The sequence below is a fragment of the Duganella kummerowiae genome, assembly GCF_053572355.1.
Window position 1 is genome coordinate 1 of record NZ_JBKFEH010000024.1, and the last position, 26,129, is coordinate 26,129.

Here is a 26,129-nt window from a genome sequence, read left to right on the forward strand (position 1 = left end):
CACCAGATCAAGCTGCGCGGCATGCGCATCGAGGCCGGCGAGGTGGAGGCGCAGCTGCGCCGGCTGCCCGGCGTGAAGGAGGCGCTGGTGGCCGCCTTCGCACTGGAGGGCGAGCAGCAGCCCGGCCGGCTGGTGGCCTATATCGTGGCGGAGGGCGCGCCGCCCTCCGCCGCCGCCTGCCGCCAGTCGCTAAAAATGGCGCTGCCGGACTACATGGTGCCCGAAGTGTACCTGTTCCTGGATGCGTTGCCGCTGACCCGCACTGGCAAGACCGACCGCGCCGCGCTGCCAGCGCCCAGCGGCGCCGACCTCGAGAACGCCCGCTACGTGGCGCCGCGCGACGCCACGGAGGAGGCGCTGTGCCGGCTGTGGCAACAGCTGCTGCGGCGCGAGCGGGTCGGCATCGAGGACAATTTCTTTGAATCGGGCGGCCATTCTCTGCTGGCCACCCGCCTCTTGAGCCAGATCCGCCAGCAGCTGCAGGTCGAGCTGCCGCTGCGCGCCTTGTTCGAGCACCCCACCATTGCCGCCCTGAGCGCCGCGCTGTCCGGTCATGGGCGCGGCGCCGCGGCGCCCATACCGCGCGCCACGCGCGCCGGCCCGCTGCCACTGTCCTTCGCCCAGCAGCGCCTGTGGTTCATCGACCAGCTGGAGGGCGGCAGCGCAGAGTACAACCTGCCGATGCAGTTCGAGGTGCGCGGCGCGCTGGACGTGGCCGCCCTGCGGTGCGCGCTGCAGGCCCTGGTCGAGCGCCACGAAGCCCTGCGTACCTCGATTGCGATGGATGGAGGCCAGGCCGTGCAGCTGATCCAGCAGGACGCCGAACTGGCGCTGCAGGTACACGACCTGGAGCAGCTGGACCAGACGGCGCAGCCGCAGGCCCTGGCGCGCATCACTGCCGCCGACGCGGCGGCGCCGTTTGACCTGACCCGCGACGTGCTGCTGCGCGCCCATTTGTTCCACCTGGGCGGGGCGCGCCACCGTGTGTTCCTCAACCTGCCCCACATCGCGGCCGACGGCTGGTCGCTGGGCATCCTGTTCCGCGAGCTCAACGCCTTGTACAACGCCTACGCACAGGGCCAGCCTTCACCGCTGGCGCCGCTGGCGGTGCAGTACGCCGACTATGCCCAGTGGCAGCGCGACCAGCTGCGCGGCGACGCCCTGGAGCGGCACCTGGGATATTGGCGCGAACAGCTGGATGGCCTGCCGGCCATGCACAGCCTGCCGCTGGACAAGCCACGTCCGGCGCGCCAGCGCTTCAAGGGTAAATGCCACGCGCAGACCCTGGACGGCTCGCTGCTGGCGGCGGTCCAGACCCTGTGCCAGCGCCAGCAGGTCACCCTGTTCATGTTCCTGCAGACCGCCTTCGCCACGCTGCTGCAGCGCTACAGCGGCGAGGACGACATCGTGATCGGCGCGCCCATCGCCGGCCGCCTGCACCGCGACGCCGAGCCGCTGGTGGGCCTGTTCGTCAACAGCCTGGTGCTGCGCAGCGACCTGTCCGGCAACCCGGGCTTCAGCACCCAACTGGCGCGCAACAAGCAGATGATACTGGGCGCCTACGAGCACCAGGCGGTCCCGTTCGAGATGCTGGTCGAGCAACTGCAGCCGGAGCGCAGCATGAGCCACAGCCCGCTGTTCCAGGTCACGCTGACCTTGCAGAACAACGAGGCCCAGCCGCTGGCGTTCCATGGCCTGGAGCTGGAGCGCAATGTAACCAGCCATAACGGCATCAAGTGTGACCTGGAGCTGACCGTCACCGAGGCCGACGGACGGCTGTACCTGGACTGGGACTACAACGTGGACCTGTACGCGCGCGCCAGCGTCGAACGCATGGCCGCCAACTTCGAGGTGCTGGTGCGCGGCATCGTGGCCCAGCCGGACGCCGCACTGGCCGACCTCCCGCTGCTCGGGGCGGCCGAGCGCAGGCGCCTGCTGGATGCCTGGAACGACAGCGCCGCCGAGTGGCCGCGGGCCGCTACCGTGCATGGCCTGGTCCAGGACCAGGCCGCAGCCACGCCGTACGCGCACGCCCTGCTGGATGGCGCGCTGGCGGTGCCTTATGGCGAACTGGAGGCGCGCGCCAACCGCCTGGCCCGCTGGCTGCGCGGTCACGGCGCCGGACCGGGCGCGGTGGTGGGCCTGTGCATGGAGCGTTCGGCCGCCATGGTGGCCGCCATGCTCGCCATCATGAAGAGCGGCGCCGCCTACTTGCCGCTCGATCCGGCCCATCCGCCGGCGCGCCTGGCTTTCCTGGCCGCCGACGCCAGCGCGGTGCTGGTGCTGGGCGAGTCGGCACACGCCGGCGCGCTGCCGCCGGGCCGCGCGCCACTGGTATGCCTGGACGACATGGCGGTGGCCGCGCAGCTGGCAGCCTTCAGCGATGCCGCGCCGCTGGCGCAGGCCGGGCCGGACGACCCGGCCTGCGTGATCTACACTTCGGGCTCGACCGGAGAGCCCAAGGGAGTGCTGGTGCCGCACCGCGCCATCGTCAACCGGCTGGCCTGGATGCGGCGCGTATTCCCGCCTGCCGCCGGCGAGGTATACAGCCAGAAGACCTCGCTCAACTTCGTCGACCACGTGGCCGAGGTGTTCCAGCCCCTGATACAGGGCAGCCCGCTGGTGCTGGTCCGCGACCATGAGGTGCGCGACCTCGACCTGCTGCTCGGCAACCTGCGCGCCCACGGCGTCACCCGCCTGACCGCCGTGCCCTCGCTGCTGGCGCTGCTGGCCGATCATCCCGACCTGGAGCAGCTTGACAGCCTGCGCTACCTGGCCAGCAGCGGCGAACCCCTGGGCGGCGCGCTGGCGGCGCGGCTGCGGGCGCGCCTGCCGCGCGCCACCCTGGTCAACCTGTACGGCTCGACCGAAACCGGGGCCGACGCCACCTTCCAGGTCGTCCATGACGGACTGCCGGCCGAGGTGATGCGCTACTTCCCGCGCGAGGTCGAGCTGTCCTGCGGCCTGGACGGCGCCGCCACGCCGCTGGCCCTGGGCGGCGCCGTGGTCGCGCCCGGCGTCACCCTGGGCAGCCTGGTGGCCGGGTTCAGCGACACCGCCACGCCGGAGTCCAGCCAGCCGTTCGAGCGCTACCTGGACTACCTGAACCGGCAGGTGATGCCGCACGTGGTCAACGTGGCCTCGCCGCGCTTCATCGGCCACATGACCTCGCAGCTGCCGAACTTCATGGCCGAATTCGCGCGCGTGCTCACCATCCTGAACCAGAACATGGTGAAGATCGAGACTTCCAAGAGCCTGTCGCTGGCCGAGCGCCAGGCGGTGGCCATGGTGCACCGCCAGTTCTTCGACCTCCCGGAGCAGGCCTACGCCGACCATGCCCAGGACCCGCACAGCAATTTCGGGTTGGTCACCAGCGGAGGGACGACCTCCAACATCACCGCCATGCTGTGCGCCCGCAACCGCGGCCTGCGCGCACTGGGCCACAGCCCGGCCGAGATCGCGGCCCAGGGCGCCACCGCGCTGCTGCACCAGGCCGGCCTGGGCCCGGGCGTGATCATCGGTTCGCGCCTGGCGCATTACTCGATCCGCAAGGCCGCCAACCTGCTGGGCGTGGGGGAGCGCAACATCCTGCTGATCGACCAGGACGACGAGCAGCGCCTGTCCATGGAGCACCTGGTGCAGACCATAGAGCGCTGCCGCGCCGAGGGACGCTTCATCATCGCCCTGATCGGCATTGCCGGCGCCACCGAGACCGGCACCATAGACCCGCTGCCTGAGATGGCGGCCATTGCCCGCCGCTACCGGCTGCACTTCCACGTCGATGCGGCCTGGGGCGGCGCGATCCGCTTTTCGTCCCGCTTCCGCGGCAAGCTCAAAGGCATAGAGCAGGCCGACACGGTGACCTTCTGCGGCCACAAGCAGATGTACCTGCCGCAGGGCATCAGCCTGGTGCTGTTCCGCGAGCCGCAGGACACCGGCATCCTGCCCATGCACACCGCCTACCAGGCCCAGCGCGGCACCTTCGACATGGGCCAGCACACGCTGGAAGGTTCGCGCCCGGCCAATGCCCTGCTGCTGCACGCCGCCCTGCATCTGCTGGGGCGCCAGGGCTACGGCTGGCTGGTGGACCAGAGCATGGCGCAGGCGGCGCACTTCGCCGCCCTGGTCGAGGCCTCGGACGCGTTCGAGCTGGTGGGCCGTCCGGAGATCAACATCGTCAACTACCGCTATATCCCGGCCGCACTGCGCGGCAAGAAGTACGGCCGCTACGACGAGGCCGAGAACGCCGCCATCAGCGCCGCGGTGGAGTCCATCCAGCAGGAGCAGTTCCTGCGCGCGCGCAGCTTCGTGTCCAAGACCCGGGTCCTGCACCGGCCCACCGGCGACAGCCCGGTGACGGTGTTCAGGGTGGTGTTCTCCAATCCGCTGGTCGGTTTCGGCGACCTGCGCGAAGTCCTGTGCGACCAGCTGGAGATCGCCGCCGGACTGGTGGAGCAGGGCGTGGCGGCGGCCGGCACCGCCGAGGCGCTGCGGGCCGTGCGCAGCCACGCGGCCACCAGCGAGGCGGCACTGGTGCCGGCTGGCGCGCCGCTGCAGAACATGCGGGTGCGCCTGCTGGATCGCCACCTGGGCCTGGCGCCCCAGGGCGCCGTGGGCGAGATCTGCATCGGCGGCCCGGGCCTGGCGCTGGGCTACCTGAACCGTCCCGAGCTCAACGCCGTGCGCTTCATCGACGACCCGTTCCTGCCCGGCGAACGGCTGTTCCGCACCGGCGATTACGCGCGCTGGCTGCCGGACGGGACCCTGCAGTACTGCGGCCGCCAGGACGCCCAGTGCAAGGTGCGTGGCGCCCGCGTCGAACTGGGCGAGATCGAGGCCGCGCTGCTGCGGGTCGACGGCGTGCGGCAGGCAGTGGTGGCGCCGGCCGGGGACGGGCGGCTGGCGGCCTACGTGGCGCTGGAGGAGGGGGCGGAAGCGCATGGAGGAGACGCCCTGCGCGGCCTGGCCCTGCGCGGCGAATTGCGCCGCACCCTGCCGGACTACATGGTGCCGGAGCTGTACGTGTTCGTGGACGGCTTCCTTACCACGGCTACCGGCAAGATCGACCGCGCCCGCCTACCGGTCGCCGGCGAGGCGCAGCCGGCCGCAGTGGTGGCGCCGCGCGACGCCGTCGAATGCGAGCTGTGCGCCATCTGGAGCGAGGTGCTCAAGCGCGGCCAGGTCGGGGTCAAATGCAATTTCTTCGAGCTGGGCGGCCACTCGCTGCTGGCCATGACCGCGGTCAACCATATCCGCAAGCGGCTCGGGGTGCGCCTGCCGCTGGTCACCCTGTTCGAATATCCCGACATCGAGGGCGTCGCGAATGTGATCCGCGCCCTGCCGGAACAGGGAGCGGCGCGCATCGACGGCGGCGCCGAAGAGGAGCAGGTCGACCTGCTGCTGTGAGGCGCGGCCGCCGCTACCCCAACCCAACCATCAAAGAGGACTATCATGTCGGATTGGTTCATCAAGCTGCAGCACACCCGGCAGGCCAGGCTGCGGCTGTTCTTCTTCCATTATGCGGGCGGCGGGGCTTCCATCTTCCGCGGCTGGGAAAAGCACTTCCCGCGCGAGATCGACGTGTTCGCGGTGCAGTCGCCGGGACGCGAGAACCGCTACTCGGCCGCGCCCATCGCCTGCCTGGAAACCAAGGTGGCGGCGCTGCGCCAGGAGATCGCGCCCTACCTGGACCTGCCGGCCATCTTCGTCGGCCACAGCATGGGCGCCATGCTGGCCTTCGAGCTGGCGCGCGCGCTGCAGGCGCAGGGCCAGGGCCGGTTGGCGCACGTGGTGCTGTCGGCAGCGCGCGCCATGCACCTGCCGCGCGTCAAGCCGTTGATGGCAGGGCTGTCGCACGAGGACTTCATCCGGGAGATCAAGATGTATTCGCGCACCCCGCACGAGATCCTGGACAACCGCGACATCATGGAAGTGTTCATGCCCATGCTGCGCGCCGACTTCACCCTGAGCGAGTCGCGCGTGTTCGATCCCGAGCCGCGCCTGGCGGCGCCGGTCACCATCTTCAGCGGCCGGGAAGACGACGCGGTGCCTTTCGCCGATGCCCGGGCCTGGAACCGCTTGGTCACGCCGGCCCCGGCCTATGTGGACTTCGATGGCGGCCACTTCTTCATCCACGGCGACAGCGCCCGTTTCATCGGCGAGGTGCAAGCCGTCGCCCGCCGCGTGCTGGAGCAGGCGCATGGCGCCGAACCGGCCCCGCTGGCCGCCTGACCGCCATCACCTACCAGGAGCATTTCATGTTCGACAGCACCGTTTATACCGTATCGCACGACACCGGCAGCAGCGCCTACCAGGACATGCTGGCGCGCATAGAGCGCCAATTCGGCTACCTGCGCGCCGAGGGCCGGCGCGACATCACCGGCCAGCAGGACTTCATCGGCCTGCATGAGCTCACACGCGGCTTCTACGCGCACGCCTTTGCCGCGGTCTACCGCGACTACGTACCGCTTTACCATTCGATATGGAAGCTGCGCCTGCGGGACGTACGCCGCATCGACAATATCCACCAGGACGGCGGCGTGCACTATTTCTCGCGCAATGGCTACCAGTCGCGCATGCTGACCATCTGGACCAATGTATACCGCGACGCCATCCCTGGCCTGGACGGCTCGGACATGGGCATCTTCGTGGTCGACAACAAGGACCCGGCGCACGCCGACATCTACCAGCGCATGGAACGCGAGAACACCCATTTCATCAGCAAGAAGAAGGGCGAACTGTCCGACTGCATGTACCTGGCCGGTCCGGTGCTGCGCTGCGATACGGACCGCCTCAAGCGCAGCTTCCTGGACTACCGCGAGGGAATGTCCATCGTCTTCAACAGCCATCTGCTGCACGGTTCCAAGAGCTGCGACAAGGACCTGGGCGCGCTGCCGCCGGCCGACCTGGACAAGTTCCGGGTCTCGCTGACCAGTGTCTGGATCCACAAGGACGACCTCGACCTGGAGGTCATGGACACCCCCGAGGCCGAGCATGAGCGCATCTATCTGTCGCGCCTGGAGCCGGAGGTGTGGCCGGACGTGAAGTCCTATTTCGCCGATGCCTGCGCCCTCGAGCACGAGCGCCTGGTGCAGACCAAGCGCCTGATCCGCCACCACCTTTCCTGCGCCGCGCAGGAAAGCGCCACGCAGGCTGGCTGCCGCTTCGTCCTTGCAGCCTGAAGGGAGCCCGCCATGTCCGCACTTGCATTGAGCGCGTTTTGCCAGGACCAGGAGCAGGCGTACCAGCAGGAACAGCTGCCTCCCCGGTGGCTGCGCCAGCTCGAGGCGTGGAACGAGACCGCCGCGGATTTTCCGCGACAGCGCTGCGTCCACGAGCTGGTGGAAGACCAGGCCGCGCGCGTACCCTGGCGCACCGCAGTGCGCTGCGCCGAAGGCAGCCTGACCTACGCCGAGCTGAACGCGCGGGCAAACCGGGTGGCGCACCACCTGCGCAGCCTGGGCGTGCGGGCCGACAGCCGCGTCGGGCTGTGCGCGGAGCGCTCGCTGGCCATGGTGGTGGGCCTGCTCGCCATCCTCAAGGCCGGCGGCGCCTACGTGCCGCTGGACGCCAACTATCCGGCCCAGCGCCTGCGCTACATGATCGAGGACGGCGGCCTGGCGCTGCTGTTGACGCACCACGCGGTGGCGCGGCAGGCGGCCGCGCTGGCGCACGGAGACCCGGCGCCGCGCTTGCTGATGCTGGACGCGCCGGACACGCTGGCCCTGCTGGACGCTTACCCGGACGGCAACCCGGCGCGGCTGCCCGGCCAGTCGGCCTCCAGCCTGGCTTATGTGATCTACACCTCCGGCTCGACCGGGCAGCCCAAGGGCGTGATGATAGAGCACCGCGCGCTGGTCAACCGCATGGACGGCATCCAGAAGATGTTCGGCACCGGCGAAAGCGACGTATTTCTGCACAAGACCCCGTTCAGCTTCGACGTCGCCGTGTCCGAGCTGGTGTGGCCGCTCACCATCGGCGCCTGCATCGCGATGGCGCGCCCCGACGGCCACCGCGATGTGGCGCATCTTACCAGCCTGATTCAGGAAGCGGGGGTCACCTTCGTGCACTTCGTGCCGTCCATGCTGACCATGATGGTACGCGAGGGCGATTGGGCGGCCTGCACCTCGGTGCGGCTCGTGACCTGCGGCGGCGAGGCGCTCAGTCCCGAGATCATCCGCCAGCACTATGCCCTGCACGGCGCGCCGCTGTACAACATGTACGGGCCCACCGAGACCACCATCGAGGCCACTGGCTGGCTGTGTCCGCGCGATCCGGGCCTGGCGCGGGTGGCGATAGGCAAGCCGACCCAGAACGCGCGCCTGTACATCCTCGACCGGCACGGCGCACGGCTGCCGCAGGGCGCGGCCGGCGAGCTGTATATCGGCGGCGCTGGCGTGGCGCGCGGCTACCTGAACCGGCCCGACCTCACCGCCGAGCGCTTCTTGGCCGATCCGTTCTGCGGCGAGCCGGGCGCACGCATGTACCGCAGCGGCGACCTGGCGCGCTTCGGCCCGGACGGCAACGTGGAATTCCTGGGCCGGGCCGACAGCCAGGTCAAGCTGAACGGGCTGCGCGTGGAACTGGGCGAGATCGAGAGCCGGCTGCTGGGCCACCCGGCGGTGGCGGCCGCCAGCGTGCTGGCGCGCGAGGACATTCCCGGCGAGCAGCAGCTGGTGGCCTACGTGGCGCTCACGCGGGCGGCGGCCTCGCATGACGCGCTGCCGCCCACCGCCGCGCTGCGCCGCCACCTGCAGCAGTTCCTGCCGCCCTACATGGTGCCGGTACTGTTCGTCGCGCTCAAGTCGCTGCCGCTGGGCCCCAGCGGCAAGGTCGACACCCGCGCGCTGCCGGTGCCTCAGCCTACCCTGCGGCGGCTGGCCTCCATGCGGCGGCCGGCCTTTGACATGAACCGGGAGCAGATACCATGATGGCCTTATCCGACATTCCTGCGCCGACGGTGGACTGGCTGCCCCAGCTGGCAGCCTGGAACGCCACGGGCACAGATTATCCGCACCAGCGCTGCATCCATGAGCTGATCGAGGACCAGGTCGCGCGCACCCCGCAGCGCGTGGCACTGCGCTTCGAGGACCAGAGCCTGACCTACGCGGAACTGAACGCGCGCGCCAACCGGGTGGCGCACTACCTGCGCGCGCAGGGCGTGCGCCCGGACACCTGCGTGGGCCTGTGCGCGGAACGCTCGCCGGCGCTGGTGATCGGCCTGCTGGGCATCCTCAAGGCAGGCGCCGCCTATGTCCCGCTCGACGTCGGCTACCCGGAGCAGCGCCTGCTGTACATGATAGAGAATGGCGGCTTCGGCCTCCTGCTGACCCATGTATCGGTCCTGGAGCGCGCCGCGGCGCTGGGCCGGGCCAGCCCCGCGCTGCGGCTGCTGGCGCTGGATGCGCCGGATACCCTGGCCCTGCTGGATGGCTACCCGGACAGCGATCCGGCGCGCCAGCCGGGCCAGTCGCCGGATAACCTGGCCTATGTGATCTACACCTCGGGCTCGACCGGGCTGCCCAAGGGCGTAATGATAGAGCACCGCTCGCTGGTCAACCGCATCGACTGGATACAGAAGCAGTATCCCCTGGACGGCGCCGACGTGTTCCTTCAAAAGACCCCGTTCAGCTTCGACGTCTCGGTGTCGGAGCTGGTGTGGCCGTTCACGGCGGGCGCTTGCCTGGTGCTGGCACGCCCGGACGGCCACCGCGACGTCGGCTACCTGGCGGCGGTGATACGGCGCGAGGGTGTGACCGCGCTGCATTTCGTGCCATCCATGCTGGCCCTGATGCTGGGCGAGGGCGAATGGAGCGCCTGCAGCTCGGTGCGGCAAGTGTTCTGCAGCGGCGAGGCGCTCAGCGCCGACCTGGTGCGGCGCCACCAAGCGCTGCACGCTGCGCCGATCTGCAACCTGTACGGGCCGACCGAGGCCGCCATCGAGGTCAGCCACTGGGCCTGTCCGCCGAGTCCGGCGCGGGTCGCCATCGGCACGCCCATCCAGAACGTGCAGTTGCACATCCTGGATCCCGAGGGGCGGCAACTGCCGCCGGGCGAGGCCGGCGAGCTGCATATCGGCGGAGTGTGCGTGGCGCGCGGCTACCTGAACCGGCCCGATCTGACGGCCGAGCGCTTCATTCCCGATCCTTATTCGGAGCGGCCCGGCGCCCGCCTGTACCGCACCGGGGACCTGGCCTGCCGCCGGGCCGACGGCGTGATCGACTACCTGGGGCGCATCGATGGCCAGGTCAAGCTGAACGGCCTGCGTATCGAACTGGGCGAGATCGAGAGCCTGCTGCGCCAGCACCCGGCCGTGACCGACGCGGCAGCCGCCGTGCGCGAGGATGTCCCGGGCCAGCCACGCCTGGTGGCCTACGTGGTGCTGGCGCGCGAGGCCGCCAGGCGCGCGGCGCTGCCGCCGCTGGCCGAACTGCGCCGCCACCTGCAGGACTTCCTGCCAGCCTACATGATGCCGGCCCAGTTCGCCCTGCTGGATAGCTTGCCGCTCAGCCCGGCCGGCAAGGTGGACCGCAAGGCGCTGCCGGCGCCGCCGCGCCCGAGGCGCGCGCGCTAGACGGGCCGGTGCCGATTCCGTATGATCTGGTGGCCGGCGGCGTGCCGGCGCATCCGTGAGGTCCGTCCATGCTGAAGCCATCCCTTGCCGCCGTGCTGCTGTCCATCGTGTTGCCATGCGTCGCCGCGCCGGCCCGGCACGCGCCGCCGGGAGCCGCCCTGGCGCCGGCCTGCGCGGCCGGGCAGGGCAGGCTCGATGAAAAGGGCTACGTGGCCATAGGCGGCATCGAACAGTGGGTCACCATCAAGGGCGAGAGCTGCGCCAATCCGGTGATCCTGGTGGTGCATGGCGGCCCCGGCAATCCGCTCAGCCTGTATTCGGACCGCATGTACGGGCCGTGGACCAGGGACTTCACCGTGGTGCAGTGGGACCAGCGCGGCTCCGGCATGACCTATGGCCGCAGCAGACCGGCGCCGGATGCGCCGCTGACGCTGGAGCAGCTCACGCGCGACGGCGTCGAGCTGGCTGGCTACCTGGCGCGCCGTCTCGGCAAGCGCCAGGTGATCCTGTTCGGCAGCTCCTGGGGTTCCATCCTGTCGGTCTACATGCTCAAGGCCGATCCCGGTCTGTTCGCCGCCTACCTGGGCGCCTCCCAGGTGGTGGGCTACCGCCAGAACCAGCCGGTCGGGTATGCCAGGCTGCTCGAGCGCGCGCGCGGCGCGGGCGACGCCGCCTCGCTGCAGGTGCTGGAGGCGGTGGGCCCGCCGCCCTGGACCGATCCGCGCAGCTTCGGCAAAGTGCGGCGCGTGATCCGCAAATACGAGGAGGCCGTCACCACGCCGTCACCGGAGGACTGGTGGCAGGCTGCGCCCGAATACGCGACGCCCCAGGCCAAGGCCGACTACGACGCGGGCGAGGACTATTCCTTCCTTTACTTCGTGGGACGCCACGGCGACGGCATGTTCTCGCAGGTGGACCTGCCGGCGATGGGCGTGGGCTTCCCCATGCCCGTATTCCTGGTGCAGGGTGAGGAGGACTTGCTTACCACGCCGGAGGTCACGCGCCGTTATTACGACAGCTTGCGGGCGCCTTTCAAGGCGCTGGTGATGGTGCCGGGCGCCGGCCACGACCCCAATCAGGCCATGGTCGACGCCCAGTACCGCGTACTCAAGGAGCGCATCCTGCCGCTGCTGCGTTGAGTTCAATCGTACGCGGGTATTCTCATAAGCTCACTTAGAATTTATCCAGGTACTGGCCGATACAACATCTACGAGGATGCGGACGACATGGATCATCTCAGCGATATCAGAATCACCCGGCGCGAGCTGCTGATCGCGGGCGCGCTGTCGGTGTCGGCGGCGGCGGTGCCGCCGGTGGCCATGGCGGCCGAACAGGGCGGGCAGGGCGGCGGCGCGGCGCCGGACCCCGGGCCGCCGCCATCGACCGGCAAGGTCACGCTGCACATCAACGGCCAGCCGCACACGCTGGAACTGGACACCCGCACCACCTTGCTGGACGCGCTGCGCGAGCATGTGCGCCTGACCGGCACCAAGAAGGGCTGCGACCATGGCCAGTGCGGCGCCTGCACCGTGATCGTGGACGGGCGCCGCATCAATTCCTGCCTGACCCTGGCCATCATGCACGAAGGCAGCAAGGTGACCACCATCGAAGGCCTGGGCACGCCGGCCAAGCTGCATCCCATGCAGGCCGCCTTCGTCAAGCACGACGGTTACCAGTGCGGCTACTGTACCCCGGGGCAGATCTGTTCCGCGGTCTCGGTGCTGGACGAGATCCGCCAGGGCAAGCCCAGCCACGTGACCGCCGACCTGGTGGCCGGACCCAGGCTGAGCGCCGAGGAAATCCGCGAACGCATGAGCGGCAATATCTGCCGCTGTGGCGCCTATTCCAACATCGTGGACGCCATCACCGAGGTGGCGGGAGGCGCGGCATGAGGGCCTTCACCTACCAGCGCGCGGCCACGCCGGCCGAGGCGGCGGCCGCCGCGCGCACCCCGGGCGCCAAGTTCATCGCCGGCGGCACCAATTTGCTGGACTTGATGAAGCTGGAGATCGAGACGCCGGTGCACCTGGTCGACGTCAACGGCCTGGCGCTGGACAAGATCGAGGCAACGCCGGATGGCGGCCTGCGCATCGGCGCCCTGGTGCGCAACACCGACCTGGCGTCGGACGAACGGGTGCGGCGCGACTATGGCGTGCTGGCGCGCGCGCTGCTGGCCGGCGCTTCCATGCAGCTGCGTAACCGCGCCACCACGGCCGGCAACCTGCTGCAGCGCACCCGATGCGCCTACTTCTACGACACCAACCAGGCCTGCAACAAGCGCGCGCCGGGCAGCGGCTGTGCAGCCATTGGCGGCTACACGCGCCAGCACGCCGTGATCGGCGCCAGCGAGGCCTGCATCGCCACCCACCCCAGCGACATGGCGGTGGCCATGCGCCTGCTGGACGCGCAGGTGGAAACCGTGGCTGCCGATGGCGCCACGCGCGTCATCCCCATCGCCGATTTCCACCGCCTGCCGGGCAATACGCCGCACATCGAAACGGCGCTGCAGCCGGGCGAGCTGATTACCGGCGTGACCCTGCCCAAGCCGCTGGGCGGCGCCCACATCTACCGCAAGGTGCGCGACCGCTCCTCGTACGCGTTCGCGCTGATTTCGGTGGCGGCCGTGGTGCAGCGCGACGGCACCGGCCGGGTTGCGCTGGGCGGCGTGGCGCACAAGCCGTGGCGGGTGGAGGCGGCCGACAACCACCTGCGCCATGGCGCCAAAGCGGTGGCCGAGCAGCTGCTGGCCGGCGCCAGGCCGACCCCGGAAAACGAGTTCAAGCTTCCGCTGGCACAGCGGACCATCGCCGCCGCGCTGGCGGAAGCGCAGAAAGGCTGAGCCATGAAATTCGACACTCCCGCCACCAACAATCCCATCGACCAGCTCAAGGTGGTCGGCAAGCCGGTCGACCGCATCGACGGTCCGTACAAGACCACCGGCACCGCGCCCTACGCCTACGAGCAGCACGCCGCCGCGCCCAACGCCGCCTATGGCTACGTGGTGGGGGCCGCCATCGCCAAGGGCCGCATCGACTCCATAGACACCAGCGCCGCCAAACGGGCGCCGGGCGTGCTGGCCGTGGTCACGGCCGGGAATGCGGGCAAGCTGGGCAAGGGCAGGATGAACACCGCCAGGCTGCTGGCCGGCCCCGAGGTGCAGCACTACCATCAGGCCGTGGCCGTGGTGGTGGCCGAGACCTTCGAGCAGGCGCGCGCCGCCGCCGCCCTGGTGCGCGTCAAGTACAGCAAGGAGCAGGGCGCCTACGACTTGGCCAGGGCCAAGGACAGCGCCACCGTGCCCAAGGGCGGCGATGACAAGCCCGAGACCAAAGTGGGCGATTTCTCCAAGGCCTACACGGCGGCGCCGGTCAAGCTGGACGCCAGCTACACCACGCCCGACCAGTCGCACGCCATGATGGAGCCGCACGCCTCCATCGCGGCCTGGGACGGCGGCAAGCTGACCCTGTGGACCTCCAACCAGATGATCGCCTGGGGCCAGGGCGACGTCGCCAAGACCCTGGGCCTGGCCAAGGACCAGGTGCGGCTGGTGTCGCCCTATATCGGCGGCGGCTTTGGCGGCAAGCTGTTCGTGCGCTCGGAAGCGCTGATGGCGGCGCTGGGCGCGCGCGCCGCCGGCCGTCCGGTCAAGGTGGCGCTGCAGCGTCCCCTCATGATGAACAACACCACCCACCGTCCGGCCACCATACAGCGCATCCGCATTGGCGCCACCCGCGACGGCAAGATCACGGCCATCGCCCATGAAAGCTGGTCCGGCGACCTGCCCGACGGGAAGCCGGAAACGGCCGTGATGCAAACCCGCTTGCTGTACGCGGGCGCGCACCGCATGACATCCATGAAGCTGGCCGTGCTGGACCTGCCGGAGGGGAACGCCATGCGCGCCCCGGGCGAGGCGCCCGGACTGATGGCGCTGGAAATCGCCATCGATGAAATGGCCGAAAAGCTCAAGATGGATCCGGTCACCTTCCGCATCCTGAACGACACCAAGGTCGATCCCGAAAAGCCCTCGCGCCCGTTCTCGCAGCGGCGCCTGATCGACTGCCTGCGCGGCGGCGCCGAGCGCTTCGGCTGGAACCAGCGCAGCGCCAAACCGGGCCAGCTGCGTGACGGCCGCTGGCTGGTCGGCTACGGCGTGGCGGCCGCCTTCCGCAACAACCTGGTGATGAAGTCCGCCGCGCGGGTGCGCCTGGACGGCAAGGGCAAGGTCATCGTGGAAACCGACATGACCGACATCGGCACCGGCAGCTACACCATCATTGCCCAGACCGCGGCCGAGATGATGGGCGTGGCGCTGGACCAGGTGGTGGTGCGGCTGGGCGACTCCGATTATCCGGTGTCGGCCGGCTCGGGCGGGCAGTGGGGCGGCAACAGCTCCACTGCCGGCGTGTACGCGGCCTGCGTCAAGCTGCGCGAGGCGGTGGCGGCCAAGCTGGGGCTGGACCCGGCCGGCGCGCAGTTCGCCGGCGGCGCGGTCAGCGCGAACGGCAGGAGCGTGCCGCTGGCGCAGGCCGGCGAACTGTCGGCCGAGGATACGATGGAATACGGGAAGCTGGACAAGACCTACCAGGAATCCACCTTCGGCGCCCACTTCGTCGAAGTGGGCGTGGACATTGCCACCGGCGAAACCCGGGTGCGGCGCATGCTGGCCGTGTGCGCGGCCGGCCGCATCCTCAATCCCAAGTCGGCGCGCAGCCAGGTGATAGGCGCCATGACCATGGGCGTGGGCGCGGCCCTGATGGAAGACCTGGTGGTGGACAAGCGCCTCGGCTACTTCGTCAACCACGACCTGGCCGGCTACGAAGTGCCGGTGCATGCCGACATCCCGCACCAGGAAGTGGTGTTCCTGGACGAGACCGACCCCATATCCTCGCCCATGAAAGCCAAGGGCGTGGGAGAGCTGGGCATTTGCGGCGTGGCGGCGGCCGTGGCCAACGCCATCTACAACGCCACCGGGGTGCGGGTGCGCGACTATCCCATCACGCTGGACAAGCTGCTGGCCAAGATGCCGGCCTATGCGTAACGTGCGTTTGGCGCTACCATTAAGCTTTCTGCAACTAAAGGAATTCCATGAAGTGGACTAGCTTGATGGCCGCCGGCGCCGTGTTCGTCTCGACCCTGGCGCAGGCGGCGCCGCCCGCCGATCCCAAGGCCACGCACGACCTGCTGGCCGCCATGCAGATCGAGAAAATGCTGCGCTACAAGGCCGGCTCCAGCCGCTACGCCACGCCGCAGCAGCGCCAGGCCGTGATGGACAAGGTGCTGGCCCTGCCGGCCGAGCAGGTCTACACGCGATTGACGCCGGCCGTCTCCAAGCTGGTCGACACCGAGACCGCCACCGAGATCACGCGCTACTACCAGTCCAGCTACGGCCAGAAAGTGCTCAAGCAAACCTACAACAGCGGCCCGGCCCTGTACGAGACCGCGCCCAAGCCGACCGCCGCCGAAGCGGCCGAACTGCGCCGTCCCGCCTACGTGAAAGCCGACAAGGCCTTCAAGGCCGTGGAGCCGGCCATCGAGCATGAAGTCTTCGTCCTGCTGACCACGCTGAACAAATAAGCGGCCATGCACATCGCCATCCTGACCCTGGAAGGATTCAACGAGCTCGATTCCTTCATTGCCCTGGGCTTGCTGAACCGGGTCAAGAAGCCCGGCTGGCGCGTGACCATCGCCTGCCCCAGCGCCTCGGTGACGTCGATGAACGGCGTGTCCGTGCACGCCCAGTCCACCATGGCCGAGGCTTGCGCGGCGGATGCGGTGATCATCGGCAGTGGGATCAAGACCCGCGATTACGTCAATGACGCCGGTTTCATGGCCTCGCTCCAGCTGGACCCGGCGCGCCAGCTGATAGGCGCGCAGTGCTCGGGCGCGCTGGTGCTGGCCAGGCTGGGCATCCTGCAAGGCCTGCCGGTCTGCACCGACCTCACCACCAGGCCATGGGTGCTGGAGACCGGCGCCACGGTGCTGGACCAGCCTTTCCATGCGCGCGATAACCTGGCCACGGCGGGCGGCTGCCTCGCTTCCGCCTACCTGGCTGGCTGGATGATCGCCAGGCTGGAGGGGGAACAGGCGGCGCGCGACGCCATGCACTACATTGCCCCGGTCGGCGAAAAGGAAGCGTACGTGGACCGCATGATGGCGGCCATAGGCGCTTATCTTTAAGCAGCGCAAACCGCGCTACAGCGCGCCGCCGGCCCTCATTTCGGCTTGTCGGCCTTGCCCGGCTTGCGCTCCACGATCAGCACATGCTTGTTCACGGCGCCGGATTGCTCCTGCTTGACCACCTGCACGGCGACCGGTTTGTTGTTGACGACGGAGCGGGGCGGCTTGGGGGCGAGCATGGCGGGATATCCTGGCTAAGTGTTGATCTATATGGTGATTGGAAGTGCAAATGGGGCAATTTGTTCAGTTTGCAAGTTGCTAAATAATAAAATCTCCTGAATACTGCGCTTTCCTCAAAACAACAGGAGACACGCGATGTTGAAGCAGCTTGCCGTGGCCGCCGTCCTGCCAGTTTCGGACTGAGCTCGCGCGCCCAGCTCGAACGCGAACTGGCCATCCAGGCACTGCGCGACGCGCAAGCCAAGGCAGAAAACCTGGCGGCCGGCTTCGGCAAGAAGCTGGGGCCGGTCAACGCGGTCTCTACCGGCCAGCTGCGCAATATCAGCCGTGCGGTAGGCCTGGCGCCGGCCGAGAATGCGGCGGGCAGCCGGACCGCGCCCCAGGCCAAGGATTTCTACGGCGTCGAATCGCTGCGCTATACCCAAAGCGTGGACGTGATTTATCGCATCGGCAAGTGAGCCATTGCACGCAAGCGCGCATACCGTGCGCTCGATTGCGCGCGCTTGCCCTTAATCTGCCTCCTGCAAGGGTTACATCTCACTCATACAGGAGGCCAGCATGACCAACAAGCACCACGCCCCGCTGAGGGCCCATACCACTCCCGATCCCGAGGCGCCGCCGCCCCAGCCGGAAAAGGACCCGCCACACGAACCACCGCCGGACGAGCTGCCGCCGCCCGATCAGGCGCCCATCGAGGAGCCCACTCCGCCCAAGCCGCCCATCAGGATGTAGCTGGCGGGGAGGCTGGCGGCGTATCGTGCGGCAACGGCGGTATGCTTTTGATATCCTCCTCCGTGTCCAACTGGGCCGGTGTTTTTTCGCCGCTGCCGATGTCCGTCTCTTCGTACAGGTTATCGCCTGCGCGAGGCGGCGGACGCTTGCGTGGTGACCGGTCGTGCTCCGTTTTCTGCTGCAACTCCTGATCCATGGTGTGCTCCCGTAGTGATGAAATCCGCTGCCCCCATGCTAGCAGCTAGCGCCATGCTGCGTCGTACAAGGGCGCCCGGAGTGAGGTTTCAGCAACGTTGCGTACAGCGCCACAGAGTGTTGCTTAGTGGATACATATTTTCATATTTGTGCTGTATGTCACATAGGCGTCACGCAAGAATTCCTATAATTTGTTCATGTCATTGATTAATTAAACCGGAGGCCATCATGGGCAATTCCCTGCACAACAAGATCTATCTCGGCCGCCGCGGCCGCGCCGCCATGCTGGCCGACAAGCGTGTGCAAGCCCTGATTTGCGCGGCGGCCTTCGCCACCATCGGCGCCATCTGGCTGCTGATACGCGCATTCTGAAGCGTCTCCGGGACCGCGCGGGCGGTCCCTGCCTTGCCCTGGCTGTGCCGGGCGCGTACCATGAGGGCTTAGCAGTCTTTCATGGAATGTATGGCAATGAAAAATGAGAAGTTAACGCAGGACGAATATGACGCGGTGGCTGAAGTGGCGCGTGGCATCAAGGGCAAGCCCAGCGCCTGCGTAGGCCGCAACACCAAGCGGCTGGCCGGTTTAAAACTGTTTTCCGTGGCCAAGAATGGCCAGGTCACCCTGACCCCTGCAGGCCAGCAAACCCTGCTGCTGCGCCGTTGCATCCTGGGCATGCGCGCCCTGGCGGCCGATCCGGCCACCGTGCTCGATGCCGACGTCGCCCTGTTCCTGGGCAAAAAATCCCACATCCAGCCGCGCGCCGATGGCGCCGGACATGAGTTCACCGAGAAGGGCCGCGCCTCGCTGGCCGATATCGACCAGCTGGGTTTCTGAGCCATTGCCCGGTTCCGCAGCGCCACCATGAGATTCCGTACCCTGCACAAACTGGAAAAGCTGTTTGGCGTGCTGGTGGCCGCCGTGGCGGCAGGGGTAGTGCTGCTGGGATTGTTCGCGGTGCATGTGCTGTATAAGAGCCAGCAGCGCTACTATGCGGCGGCCGAGGAAACCTCGCGCAACCTCGCCATCACGCTGCAGTATTACTTCCACGCCCATTTCCAGGAAACCGACCTGGCCTTGCGGCGCGGCGCGCAGGAATACACGGCCCTGCATCAACAGGGCCGCTACGACGAGGCGCGCTACCGCGACTACGTGGCGGCGCTGCGCGAGCGCTTGCCGCAGGCGCGCGCCGTGCGCGGCGCCGACGCGCGGGGCAGGGTGGTGTACGGCGAGGAGATCGATCCTGCCCACCCGCAGGACCTGGGCATCCGCGAATTCTTCCAGCGCGCCCGCAGTGAGCGCGGCCTGATTTTCGGCGCGCCGCTGCTGTCGCGCATCAATAACGAACTGGTGCTGCCGCTGGCCTATGCGCTCACGCTGCCGGACGGCGGTTTCGGCGGCGCGCTGTACGCCAACCTGGACATCCGGCGCATCGACCAGCTGTTCGCATCGCTGGCGACCGGACCGCACGGCAGCATCGTGCTGCTGGACGATAAAAAGCGCGTGCTGCACCGCTACCCGGCGGCGCCGGACCAGCCCCCCGGCACGCCGATACGGGTCTCGGCCGCCACCGAATCGGTGCTGGCCAGCGGCGCGCAGCGCGCCACTTACCGGGCCGTCAGCGCGCGTGACGGCCGCGAGCGGGTGCTGAGCCTGGAGAAGGTCGGCAGCTACCCGGTGTATGTGGTAGTGGGCCTGGCCAGCGAGGATTTCCTGGCGCCCTGGCAGAAGGAGGCGCGCAACGCCTCCATCTTTGTCAGCCTGGAGGTGATGCTGGCGGCCGCGCTGCTGCTGGGCGTGCGCTACGCCTTGCGGCGCCAGTACGATGCGGTGCGCAGGCTGATCGAGGCCGACGGCGCCCTGCAAGGCTCGCTGGCGCGCCTGACCGTGTCCGAATCGCGCTGGCGCTCGCTGACCGAGGGCTTGCCGCAAATGGTGTGGACCGCCGGCGCCGACCGCCGCATCGACTTCATGAGCCACCACTGGGAACAGTACAGCGGGATCCCGGCCAGCCAGCTGCTGGCCAGCGGCGACTGGCGCAGCGTGATCCATCCGGACGACCTGGAGGCCGTGCGCGGCGCCTGGGACCTGGCCCCGGCCACAGGCGTGTTCCGCGCCGACGCCCGCCTGCGCCGGCGCGACGGCGTATGGCGCATGTTCGACCACCACGCGCTGCCGCAGCGCGGCGCGGACGGCGCCATCACAGGCTGGGTTGGCAGCAGCACCGACATCACCGAGGTGCGCCAGGCGCACGACGAGCTGCTGCGCGCCAAGGAGGCGGCCGACAAGGCCGGCCGCGCCAAGTCCGAATTCGTGGCCAACATGAGCCACGAGATCCGCTCGCCCATGAACGCGGTGCTGGGCATGCTGCAGCTGCTGCAGCAGACCGCGCTGAACGAACGCCAGCGCGACTACACGGTCAAGGCCCACGCGGCCGCCAGCGCCTTGCTGGGCCTGCTGAACGATATCCTGGATTTTTCCAAGGTGGAGGCCGGCAAGCTGAGCCTGGACCCGCACCGCTTCTGCCTGGACAAGCTGTGGCGCGACCTGGCCGTGATCCTGTCGGCCAACGTGGGCGACAAGCAGGTCGAGGTGCTGTTCCGCATCGATCCGGCGCTGCCGTCCTGGATCGTGGCCGATGCGCTGCGCCTGCAGCAGGTGCTGCTCAACCTGGCCGGCAACGCCATCAAGTTCACCGAGCGCGGCGAGGTGGTGCTGTCGGCGCGGCCTGTGGCCCGGCCCGATGGCCGCATGGCGATCGCCTTTGCCATCAGCGACAGCGGCATAGGCATTTCGGAGGAGCAGTGCCGCCGCATTTTCGACGGCTTCGCCCAGGCCGAGGCCTCCACCGCGCGCCGCTACGGCGGCACCGGGCTGGGGCTGGCCATCAGCGCGCGCCTGGTGCGGCTGATGGGCGGCAGGCTGCAGGTGCGCAGCGTGCTGGGCCAGGGCAGTACCTTTGAATTCGAGATGGATTGCGAACCGGCCGAGGCTCCGCCCGCAGCCCAGTCCATGCCGGCATCGGCCGCAACAGGCTCCGCGTTGCAGGCGCTGCAGGACCTGCGCTGCCTGGTGGTGGACGACAATCCGACCGCGCGCACCGTGCTGGCCGAGATGGCGGCCTCCTTCGGCTGGCGCGCGGACGCGGTGGAAAGCGGCGAACAGGCCCTGGCCGCCGTGTCCGCACCTTCGCCGGGGCAGGGCTACGACGTGGTGTTCATCGACTGGCGCATGCCGGGCCTGGATGGCTGGGAAACCAGCCTGCGCCTGCGCGCGCTGGCGCCGTCCGGCCGCCTGCCGCTGGTGGTGATGGTGACCGCGCACGACCGTGAACTGCTGGCGCAGCGCCAGGCCGGGATGGGGCCGGTGCTGGACGGGGTGGTGGTCAAGCCGGTCACCGCCTCCATGCTGTTCGACGCCGTGGCCGACGCCCGCCTGGGCCGCGCTCCGGCCGCGCAGGCGCCGCCGCCCGCGACCCGGCGGCTGGCCGGCCTGCGCCTGCTGCTGGTGGAGGACAACCTGACCAACCAGCAGGTGGCCAGCGAACTGCTGGCCAACGAGGGCGCTGCGGTCGATATCGCCGGCAGCGGCCGGGCCGCGCTGCAGGCGCTAGCTGCGCTGGACGGGCTGGAAGTGCTGGAAGGGCCAGGCCCGGGCGCGCCGCCCGACCTGGTCCTGATGGACATCCAGATGCCGGACATGGACGGCTACGCCACCACGGCGGCGCTGCGCTCCCGCCTGGCCGGGCGCTGCCCGCCCATCGTCGCCATGACCGCCAACGCCATGCCGTCCGACCGCACCGCCGCTCTGGCGGCAGGCATGGTCGACCATATCGGCAAGCCCTTCGACCTGGACCAGTTGGTCGAGGTCATCCTGCGCCATGCGCGGCGGCCGGCGGCGCCGGACCCGGCCCCTGAACCGGCCCCGGACCCGGCGTCCGCCGCCCGCTCCACAACGCCCGCCGCGCAGGTTCCGCCCGCCACGTTCGCCATGCCCGCCATGGCCGCTACGCCCTCCACGCCTGCTACCCCGCCCGTGCCGTCCCCGGCGCCCGAGGTGACGGGGCTGGACAGCGCCGCCGCGCTCAAGCGCATGGGCGGCCTGCAGCAAGTCTACCTGCTGGCCCTGCGCAGCTTTGCCGCCGAGGCGGGCAAGCTGGCGGCCAGGATGGAAGGCGCGCGCGCGGCCCATGACCGCGGCGCCGCGCTGGGCGCGCTGCACACCCTCAAGGGCCTGGCCGGAACCATAGGCGCCAGCCAGCTGGCCACCCTGTGTGCCCAGGCCGAGTGGATGCTCAAGGACCTGGCCGAGGCCGGCGTGGTGTGGCAACCGCTGGAAGCCGTGCTGGCCGCGTTGCCCGCTGTGCTGGATGCCTGCGAGCTGATGGAGCGGCGCCTGGCGGCGTAAAATATTCTCTTTTCAGCAACGGTGCTAATCAAAATGATTGCGCTATTCATTTTGATCTGAGAAAGTACGTTTTTACCATTTTGCTCGCAATGCATACATGATGAAATCCTTGGCCACACTGCTGTGCGCACTCAGCCTTTCTTTATCCGCTGCGGCGGACCCTTCGGCCAGCGCCCGCTTCGAGCGCTACAGCTACACGGGACACAGCCAGGAACAGGTCCGCCCCGGCCCGGGCGAATTCCTCAATCCCGTGCTGTCCGGCTACTTCCCCGATCCCTCGCTGACCCGGGTGGGCGAGGACTACTACCTGGTCAATTCCTCGTTCACCAACTTCCCCGGCCTGCCCATCATGCACAGCCGCGACCTGGTGACCTGGACCCAGGTCGGCAATGCCCTGGACCGTCCGGACCAGGTCGACTTCAGCGGCGTGCGCGGCTCGCAGGGCATCTACGCGCCGGACATCTCCTACCACGATGGCCGCTACTACATCGTCACCACCTGCTCCAGCTGCCCCGGCGGCATTGGCAATTTCGTCATCACGGCGACCAATCCGGCCGGGCCGTGGTCCAAGCCGGTCACCATCCAGGGCTTGAACGGCATCGACCCCTCGCTGTTCTGGGATGGCGGCAGGCTGTATGTGGTCCACAACGATGCGCCCGAGGGCAAGCCGCGCTACGACGGCCACCGCGCCATCTGGATCGTGGAGCTGGATCCGGCCACGCTGCAGCGCATCGGCCAGCGCAAGGTGCTGGTCGATGGCGGCACCTTCCCGGACCAGAAGCCGATCTGGATCGAAGGCCCGCACCTGTTCAAGAAGGATGGCTATTACTACCTGATCTGCGCCGAGGGCGGCACTGGCGACAACCACTCGGAAGTGGTGTTCCGCTCGCGCGAGGTGATGGGACCCTACGTGCCGGGACCCGTGCATCCCATCCTGACCCAGCGCGACCTGGATCCCAGGCGGCCGCACCCGGTCACCACGGCCGGCCACGCCAAGTTCGTGCAGACCCAGAACGGCGACTGGTGGGCCGTGTTCCTGGCCACCCGGCCTTACCCTGGTAATTTCTATAACATAGGCCGCGAAACTTTTTTGCTGCCGGTGAGCTGGAAGGATGGCTGGCCGCTGATCCTGGAGCAGGGCCGCGTGCTGCCCTACAGCCTGCCCAAGCCCGCGCTGCCCGCGCAGGCGCCGGCCGCGCCACCCATGAATGGCGATTTCAGCTACGTGGATGAATTCGACCGGCCTTTGTCGCCGGCCTGGATAGGCCTGCGCGTGCCGCGCGCTCCTTTATATCGGCTGGAGCAGGGCGCGCTGGTGCTCAACTCCGGCCAGCGCCTGGGCGAGCTGTCCGGCGTCCCCGGTTTCATCGGGCGGCGCCAGCAGCACCACGAGGCCACTGTGGCCACCACGGTGGAGTACGCGCCGCAGCGCGACGGCGACCGCGCCGGCCTGCTGGCGCTGCAGAACGACGACGCCCATTTGTTCCTGGGCCTGGCGCAGCTGGAAGGGCGGCGCGTGGTGGCCCTGCTCAAGACCGAGAACGGCCAGGAAACCCTGCTGGCCAGCGCACCCTACGACGGCAGCCGCGCCGAACTGGTGCTGGACATGCATGGCGGCCGCGCCCGCGCCTCCTACCGCTCCGGCGGGCAGGCGGTGCTGCTGAAGGACGACGTGGATGTGACCTTCCTGTCCACCCAAAAGGCCAAGGGCTTCGTCGGCGTGGTGATCGGCCCCTACGTGCAGGCGGCGCTGGCCACGCAGACGTGGATGGCGGACAACGGCAACGGCACATACACCAATCCGATTTTCCATGACGAGTTTTCCGACCCCGACATCATCCGCGTCGGCGACTGGTTCTACCTGACCGGCACCACCATGCATGCCATGCCGGGCCTGCCGGTGCTGCGCTCGCGCGACCTGGTCAACTGGGAATTCCTGGCCTACGCCGAGCCCAGGCTGGACTACGGTCCGCAATACCGGCTCGAGCAGGGCAAGTCCATCCACGGCCAGGGCATCTGGGCTCCCAGCCTGCGCTACCGCGACGGCGTGTTCTACATCTTCAGCAACGTGAACGGCCGCGCCACCCAGGTCTACAGCGCCACCGATCCACGCGGACCGTGGACCCGGCGCGAGATGAAGCGCGGCCTGCACGATTTATCGGTGCTGTTCGAGGATGACGGCAAGGCCTATGTGGTGTGGGGCCACCAGGACCTGCAGCTGGCCCGCCTCAATGATGACCTGACCGACATCGTGCCTGGCACCGAGCGCACCCTGTTTTCCAAGACCGCCGGCATGGGCGAGGGCGCCCACTTCTACAAGATCAACGGCAAATACTACATCCTCAGCGCCAATTACGCGGGTGGCTTCCGCATGCCGGCGGCGCGCGCCGACAGCCTGTATGGCCCCTACGAGGTCAACCTCGCCATCAGCAAGGACGAGTCCTTCGGCCTGCGCCAGGGCTACAGCCTGAGGGACAAGAAAGCGCCGGCCTCGATCCAGCCGCCCGATCCGGCCCGCGCGGCGGCGCCGCTGCACCAGGGCGGCATCGTGCTGACCCCGGCCGGCGAGTGGTGGGGCTTTTCCATGAGCGACAATAACTCGGTGGGCCGGCTGCTGAATTTGTCGCCGGTCACCTGGCAGGATGGCTGGCCGTATTTCGGCTTGCCCGGCAACCTCACGCGCACGCCGCGCACCTGGGTCAAGCCCGCCACGGCCACGCCCCAGGCCCCACAGGCGCCATTCGAGCGCAGCGACGATTTCGCCTCGGCGACGCTCAAGCCCATCTGGCAGTGGAACCATGCGCCCGTCGACGGACAGTGGTCGTTGACGCAGCGGCCCGGCTACCTGCGCCTGCATGCGCTGCCGGCCACCTCATTCTGGGATGCGCGCAATACCCTGACCCAGCGCGCCATCGGCCCGCTGTCCACGCCTACCGTGCTGCTGGACACGGCCGGCATGCGGCCCGGCGACGTGGCCGGTCTGGGCCTGCTGAACACGCCCTACGGCACCCTGGCCGTGGAAAAAAGCGCGGACGGGCTGGCGCTGGTGGCCTACGACCAGGCCAGCGGCGCCAGCGCGCGCGCCAGCGTGGCGGCCGCGCGGCTCTGGCTGCGCGCCGATTGTAACTTCCTCACCGAGAAGGCGCGCTTCAGCTATTCCGTCAACGGCAAGGACTTCGTGCGCATCGGCGAGGAATTCACCATGGTGTTCCAGCTGAACACCTTCCAGGGCGTGCGCTACGCCTTGTTCAACTATCACCAGGGAGCAGGGCAGGGCGGCTATGCCGATATCGACAGCGTGGAGATACGCCAGCCCTATCCGCGCGGCCTGATGCGGCCCATTCCCTACGGCCAGGCCATCCGCCTGCGCGGCGCCGGCCAGCTGGCCGCTCTCACCGTGCGCGACCTGGGACTGGGCCGGGTCGCGCTGCAGGGAGCCGCCGGCTACCTGAGCGTGGCGCCGGATGGGGCCGTGGCCCTGGCCGCCGGCCAGCCCGGCGTGGCGCAAAGCTTCCAGTGGATGGAGACCCCCAGCGGTGAATTGCTGCTGATGTCCCTGGCCACCAACCGCTACCTGCGCGTCCACCCGGACAGTGGCAAGCTGACGGCGGACAGTCCCGGTCCGGTGGGAGGCAGCGGCGACGGCGTGCGGCTGCAGTGGTATGGCAGCTAAGCCCATCCCTCACCGTTGCTGGCGGCGCGCCAATCCGGTGCCGCCAGAAGCGCGACTGCAAGCAGCCTGGTGGATGGAAGGCCAGGTGCGCAAGAACCCGCTCTCGACGCGCGTGCCGGCGTCGGCCGCCGTGACCCAGCCCTGAGCGTGGTGGCGTAGCGGGCGCGCGGTTAGGGCGCCGCGACCGTATAATCG

20 protein-coding genes are annotated in these 26,129 nt (G+C 68.8%); 18 read left to right on the forward strand and 2 right to left on the reverse strand.

The window, feature by feature from the left end; all coding sequences use genetic code 11:
• From ACLB1G_RS25815 to ACLB1G_RS25865, 11 genes are all read left to right on the forward strand, one after another.
• On the forward strand, window positions 1-5,406 hold a 5,406-nt coding region (locus ACLB1G_RS25815; RefSeq protein ID WP_491630133.1), incomplete at its 5' end, for an aminotransferase class V-fold PLP-dependent enzyme.
• A 45-nt stretch (window positions 5,407-5,451) separates the two neighbouring features.
• Window positions 5,452-6,231, forward strand: a complete 780-nt coding sequence (locus ACLB1G_RS25820; RefSeq protein WP_491630134.1) for a thioesterase II family protein — start codon at window positions 5,452-5,454, stop codon at window positions 6,229-6,231.
• Window positions 6,232-6,257: 26 nt separating this feature from the next.
• Window positions 6,258-7,181: a hypothetical protein gene (locus ACLB1G_RS25825; protein WP_491630135.1), complete on the forward strand. Its 924-nt coding sequence runs from the start codon at window positions 6,258-6,260 to the stop codon at window positions 7,179-7,181.
• Window positions 7,182-7,193: 12 nt separating this feature from the next.
• Window positions 7,194-8,930 (forward strand): non-ribosomal peptide synthetase, encoded by a 1,737-nt coding sequence (locus ACLB1G_RS25830; RefSeq protein ID WP_491630136.1) that lies wholly within the window; start codon window positions 7,194-7,196, stop codon window positions 8,928-8,930.
• On the forward strand, window positions 8,927-10,573 hold the full coding sequence (locus ACLB1G_RS25835) for a non-ribosomal peptide synthetase (protein ID WP_491630137.1): 1,647 nt from the start codon (window positions 8,927-8,929) through the stop codon (window positions 10,571-10,573). The genes ACLB1G_RS25830 and ACLB1G_RS25835 overlap by 4 nt, the downstream gene beginning before the upstream one ends.
• 68 nt (window positions 10,574-10,641) lie before the next feature.
• Window positions 10,642-11,712 carry an alpha/beta fold hydrolase gene (locus ACLB1G_RS25840; RefSeq protein WP_491630138.1) on the forward strand — a complete coding sequence of 357 codons (1,071 nt, stop codon included), beginning with the start codon at window positions 10,642-10,644 and terminating at the stop codon, window positions 11,710-11,712.
• An 87-nt stretch (window positions 11,713-11,799) separates the two neighbouring features.
• Window positions 11,800-12,465, forward strand: a complete 666-nt coding sequence (gene paoA / locus ACLB1G_RS25845) for an aldehyde dehydrogenase iron-sulfur subunit PaoA (protein WP_491630139.1) — start codon at window positions 11,800-11,802, stop codon at window positions 12,463-12,465.
• The gene (locus tag ACLB1G_RS25850) at window positions 12,462-13,412 is read left to right on the forward strand and encodes an FAD binding domain-containing protein (RefSeq protein WP_491630140.1); all 951 of its coding nucleotides are present in this window, start codon (window positions 12,462-12,464) and stop codon (window positions 13,410-13,412) included. The genes paoA and ACLB1G_RS25850 overlap by 4 nt, the downstream gene beginning before the upstream one ends.
• Before the next feature lie 3 nt (window positions 13,413-13,415).
• A complete protein-coding gene (gene paoC / locus ACLB1G_RS25855) occupies window positions 13,416-15,611 on the forward strand; it encodes an aldehyde oxidoreductase molybdenum-binding subunit PaoC (protein ID WP_491630141.1) in 2,196 nt (731 codons plus the stop codon).
• A 47-nt stretch (window positions 15,612-15,658) separates the two neighbouring features.
• A complete protein-coding gene (locus ACLB1G_RS25860; RefSeq protein ID WP_491630142.1) occupies window positions 15,659-16,147 on the forward strand; it encodes a hypothetical protein in 489 nt (162 codons plus the stop codon).
• A 6-nt stretch (window positions 16,148-16,153) separates the two neighbouring features.
• Complete coding sequence (locus tag ACLB1G_RS25865; protein WP_491630143.1) at window positions 16,154-16,750, forward strand: DJ-1/PfpI family protein; 597 nt, start codon at window positions 16,154-16,156, stop codon at window positions 16,748-16,750.
• Between the two features lie 35 nt (window positions 16,751-16,785).
• Here ACLB1G_RS25865 and ACLB1G_RS25870 read toward each other — a convergent pair whose 3' ends face one another.
• Window positions 16,786-16,929, reverse strand: coding sequence for a hypothetical protein (locus tag ACLB1G_RS25870; protein ID WP_491630144.1), 144 nt, complete (start codon window positions 16,927-16,929; stop codon window positions 16,786-16,788).
• Window positions 16,930-17,109: 180 nt separating this feature from the next.
• On the opposite strand from ACLB1G_RS25870, the gene ACLB1G_RS25875 reads away from it, so the two are divergent.
• Both ACLB1G_RS25875 and ACLB1G_RS25880 read left to right on the forward strand, forming a co-directional pair.
• Entirely contained in the window at window positions 17,110-17,388 is a 279-nt protein-coding gene (locus ACLB1G_RS25875; RefSeq protein WP_491630301.1) for an SIMPL domain-containing protein, read from the forward strand.
• Between the two features lie 100 nt (window positions 17,389-17,488).
• Entirely contained in the window at window positions 17,489-17,662 is a 174-nt protein-coding gene (locus tag ACLB1G_RS25880) for a hypothetical protein (protein ID WP_491630145.1), read from the forward strand.
• On the opposite strand, the gene ACLB1G_RS25885 is transcribed toward ACLB1G_RS25880, so the two are convergent.
• The gene (locus tag ACLB1G_RS25885; RefSeq protein WP_491630146.1) at window positions 17,652-17,858 is read right to left on the reverse strand and encodes a hypothetical protein; all 207 of its coding nucleotides are present in this window, start codon (window positions 17,856-17,858) and stop codon (window positions 17,652-17,654) included. The two genes, ACLB1G_RS25880 and ACLB1G_RS25885, sit on opposite strands and share 11 nt — an antisense overlap.
• 227 nt (window positions 17,859-18,085) lie before the next feature.
• Here ACLB1G_RS25885 and ACLB1G_RS25890 point away from each other — a divergent pair, with 227 nt between their 5' ends.
• The 5 genes from ACLB1G_RS25890 (at window position 18,086) to ACLB1G_RS25910 (ending at window position 26,079) form a co-directional block, all read left to right on the forward strand.
• Entirely contained in the window at window positions 18,086-18,229 is a 144-nt protein-coding gene (locus ACLB1G_RS25890; protein WP_491630147.1) for a hypothetical protein, read from the forward strand.
• A 96-nt stretch (window positions 18,230-18,325) separates the two neighbouring features.
• Complete coding sequence (locus tag ACLB1G_RS25895) at window positions 18,326-18,691, forward strand: hypothetical protein (protein ID WP_491630302.1); 366 nt, start codon at window positions 18,326-18,328, stop codon at window positions 18,689-18,691.
• A 27-nt stretch (window positions 18,692-18,718) separates the two neighbouring features.
• The gene (locus ACLB1G_RS25900) at window positions 18,719-22,261 is read left to right on the forward strand and encodes a response regulator (RefSeq protein ID WP_491630148.1); all 3,543 of its coding nucleotides are present in this window, start codon (window positions 18,719-18,721) and stop codon (window positions 22,259-22,261) included.
• A gap of 97 nt (window positions 22,262-22,358) precedes the next feature.
• Complete coding sequence (locus ACLB1G_RS25905) at window positions 22,359-25,934, forward strand: family 43 glycosylhydrolase (RefSeq protein ID WP_491630149.1); 3,576 nt, start codon at window positions 22,359-22,361, stop codon at window positions 25,932-25,934.
• Window positions 25,924-26,079 carry a hypothetical protein gene (locus ACLB1G_RS25910; RefSeq protein WP_491630150.1) on the forward strand — a complete coding sequence of 52 codons (156 nt, stop codon included), beginning with the start codon at window positions 25,924-25,926 and terminating at the stop codon, window positions 26,077-26,079. Before ACLB1G_RS25905 ends, ACLB1G_RS25910 begins: the two co-directional genes overlap by 11 nt.
• Window positions 26,080-26,129: the final 50 nt, after the last annotated feature.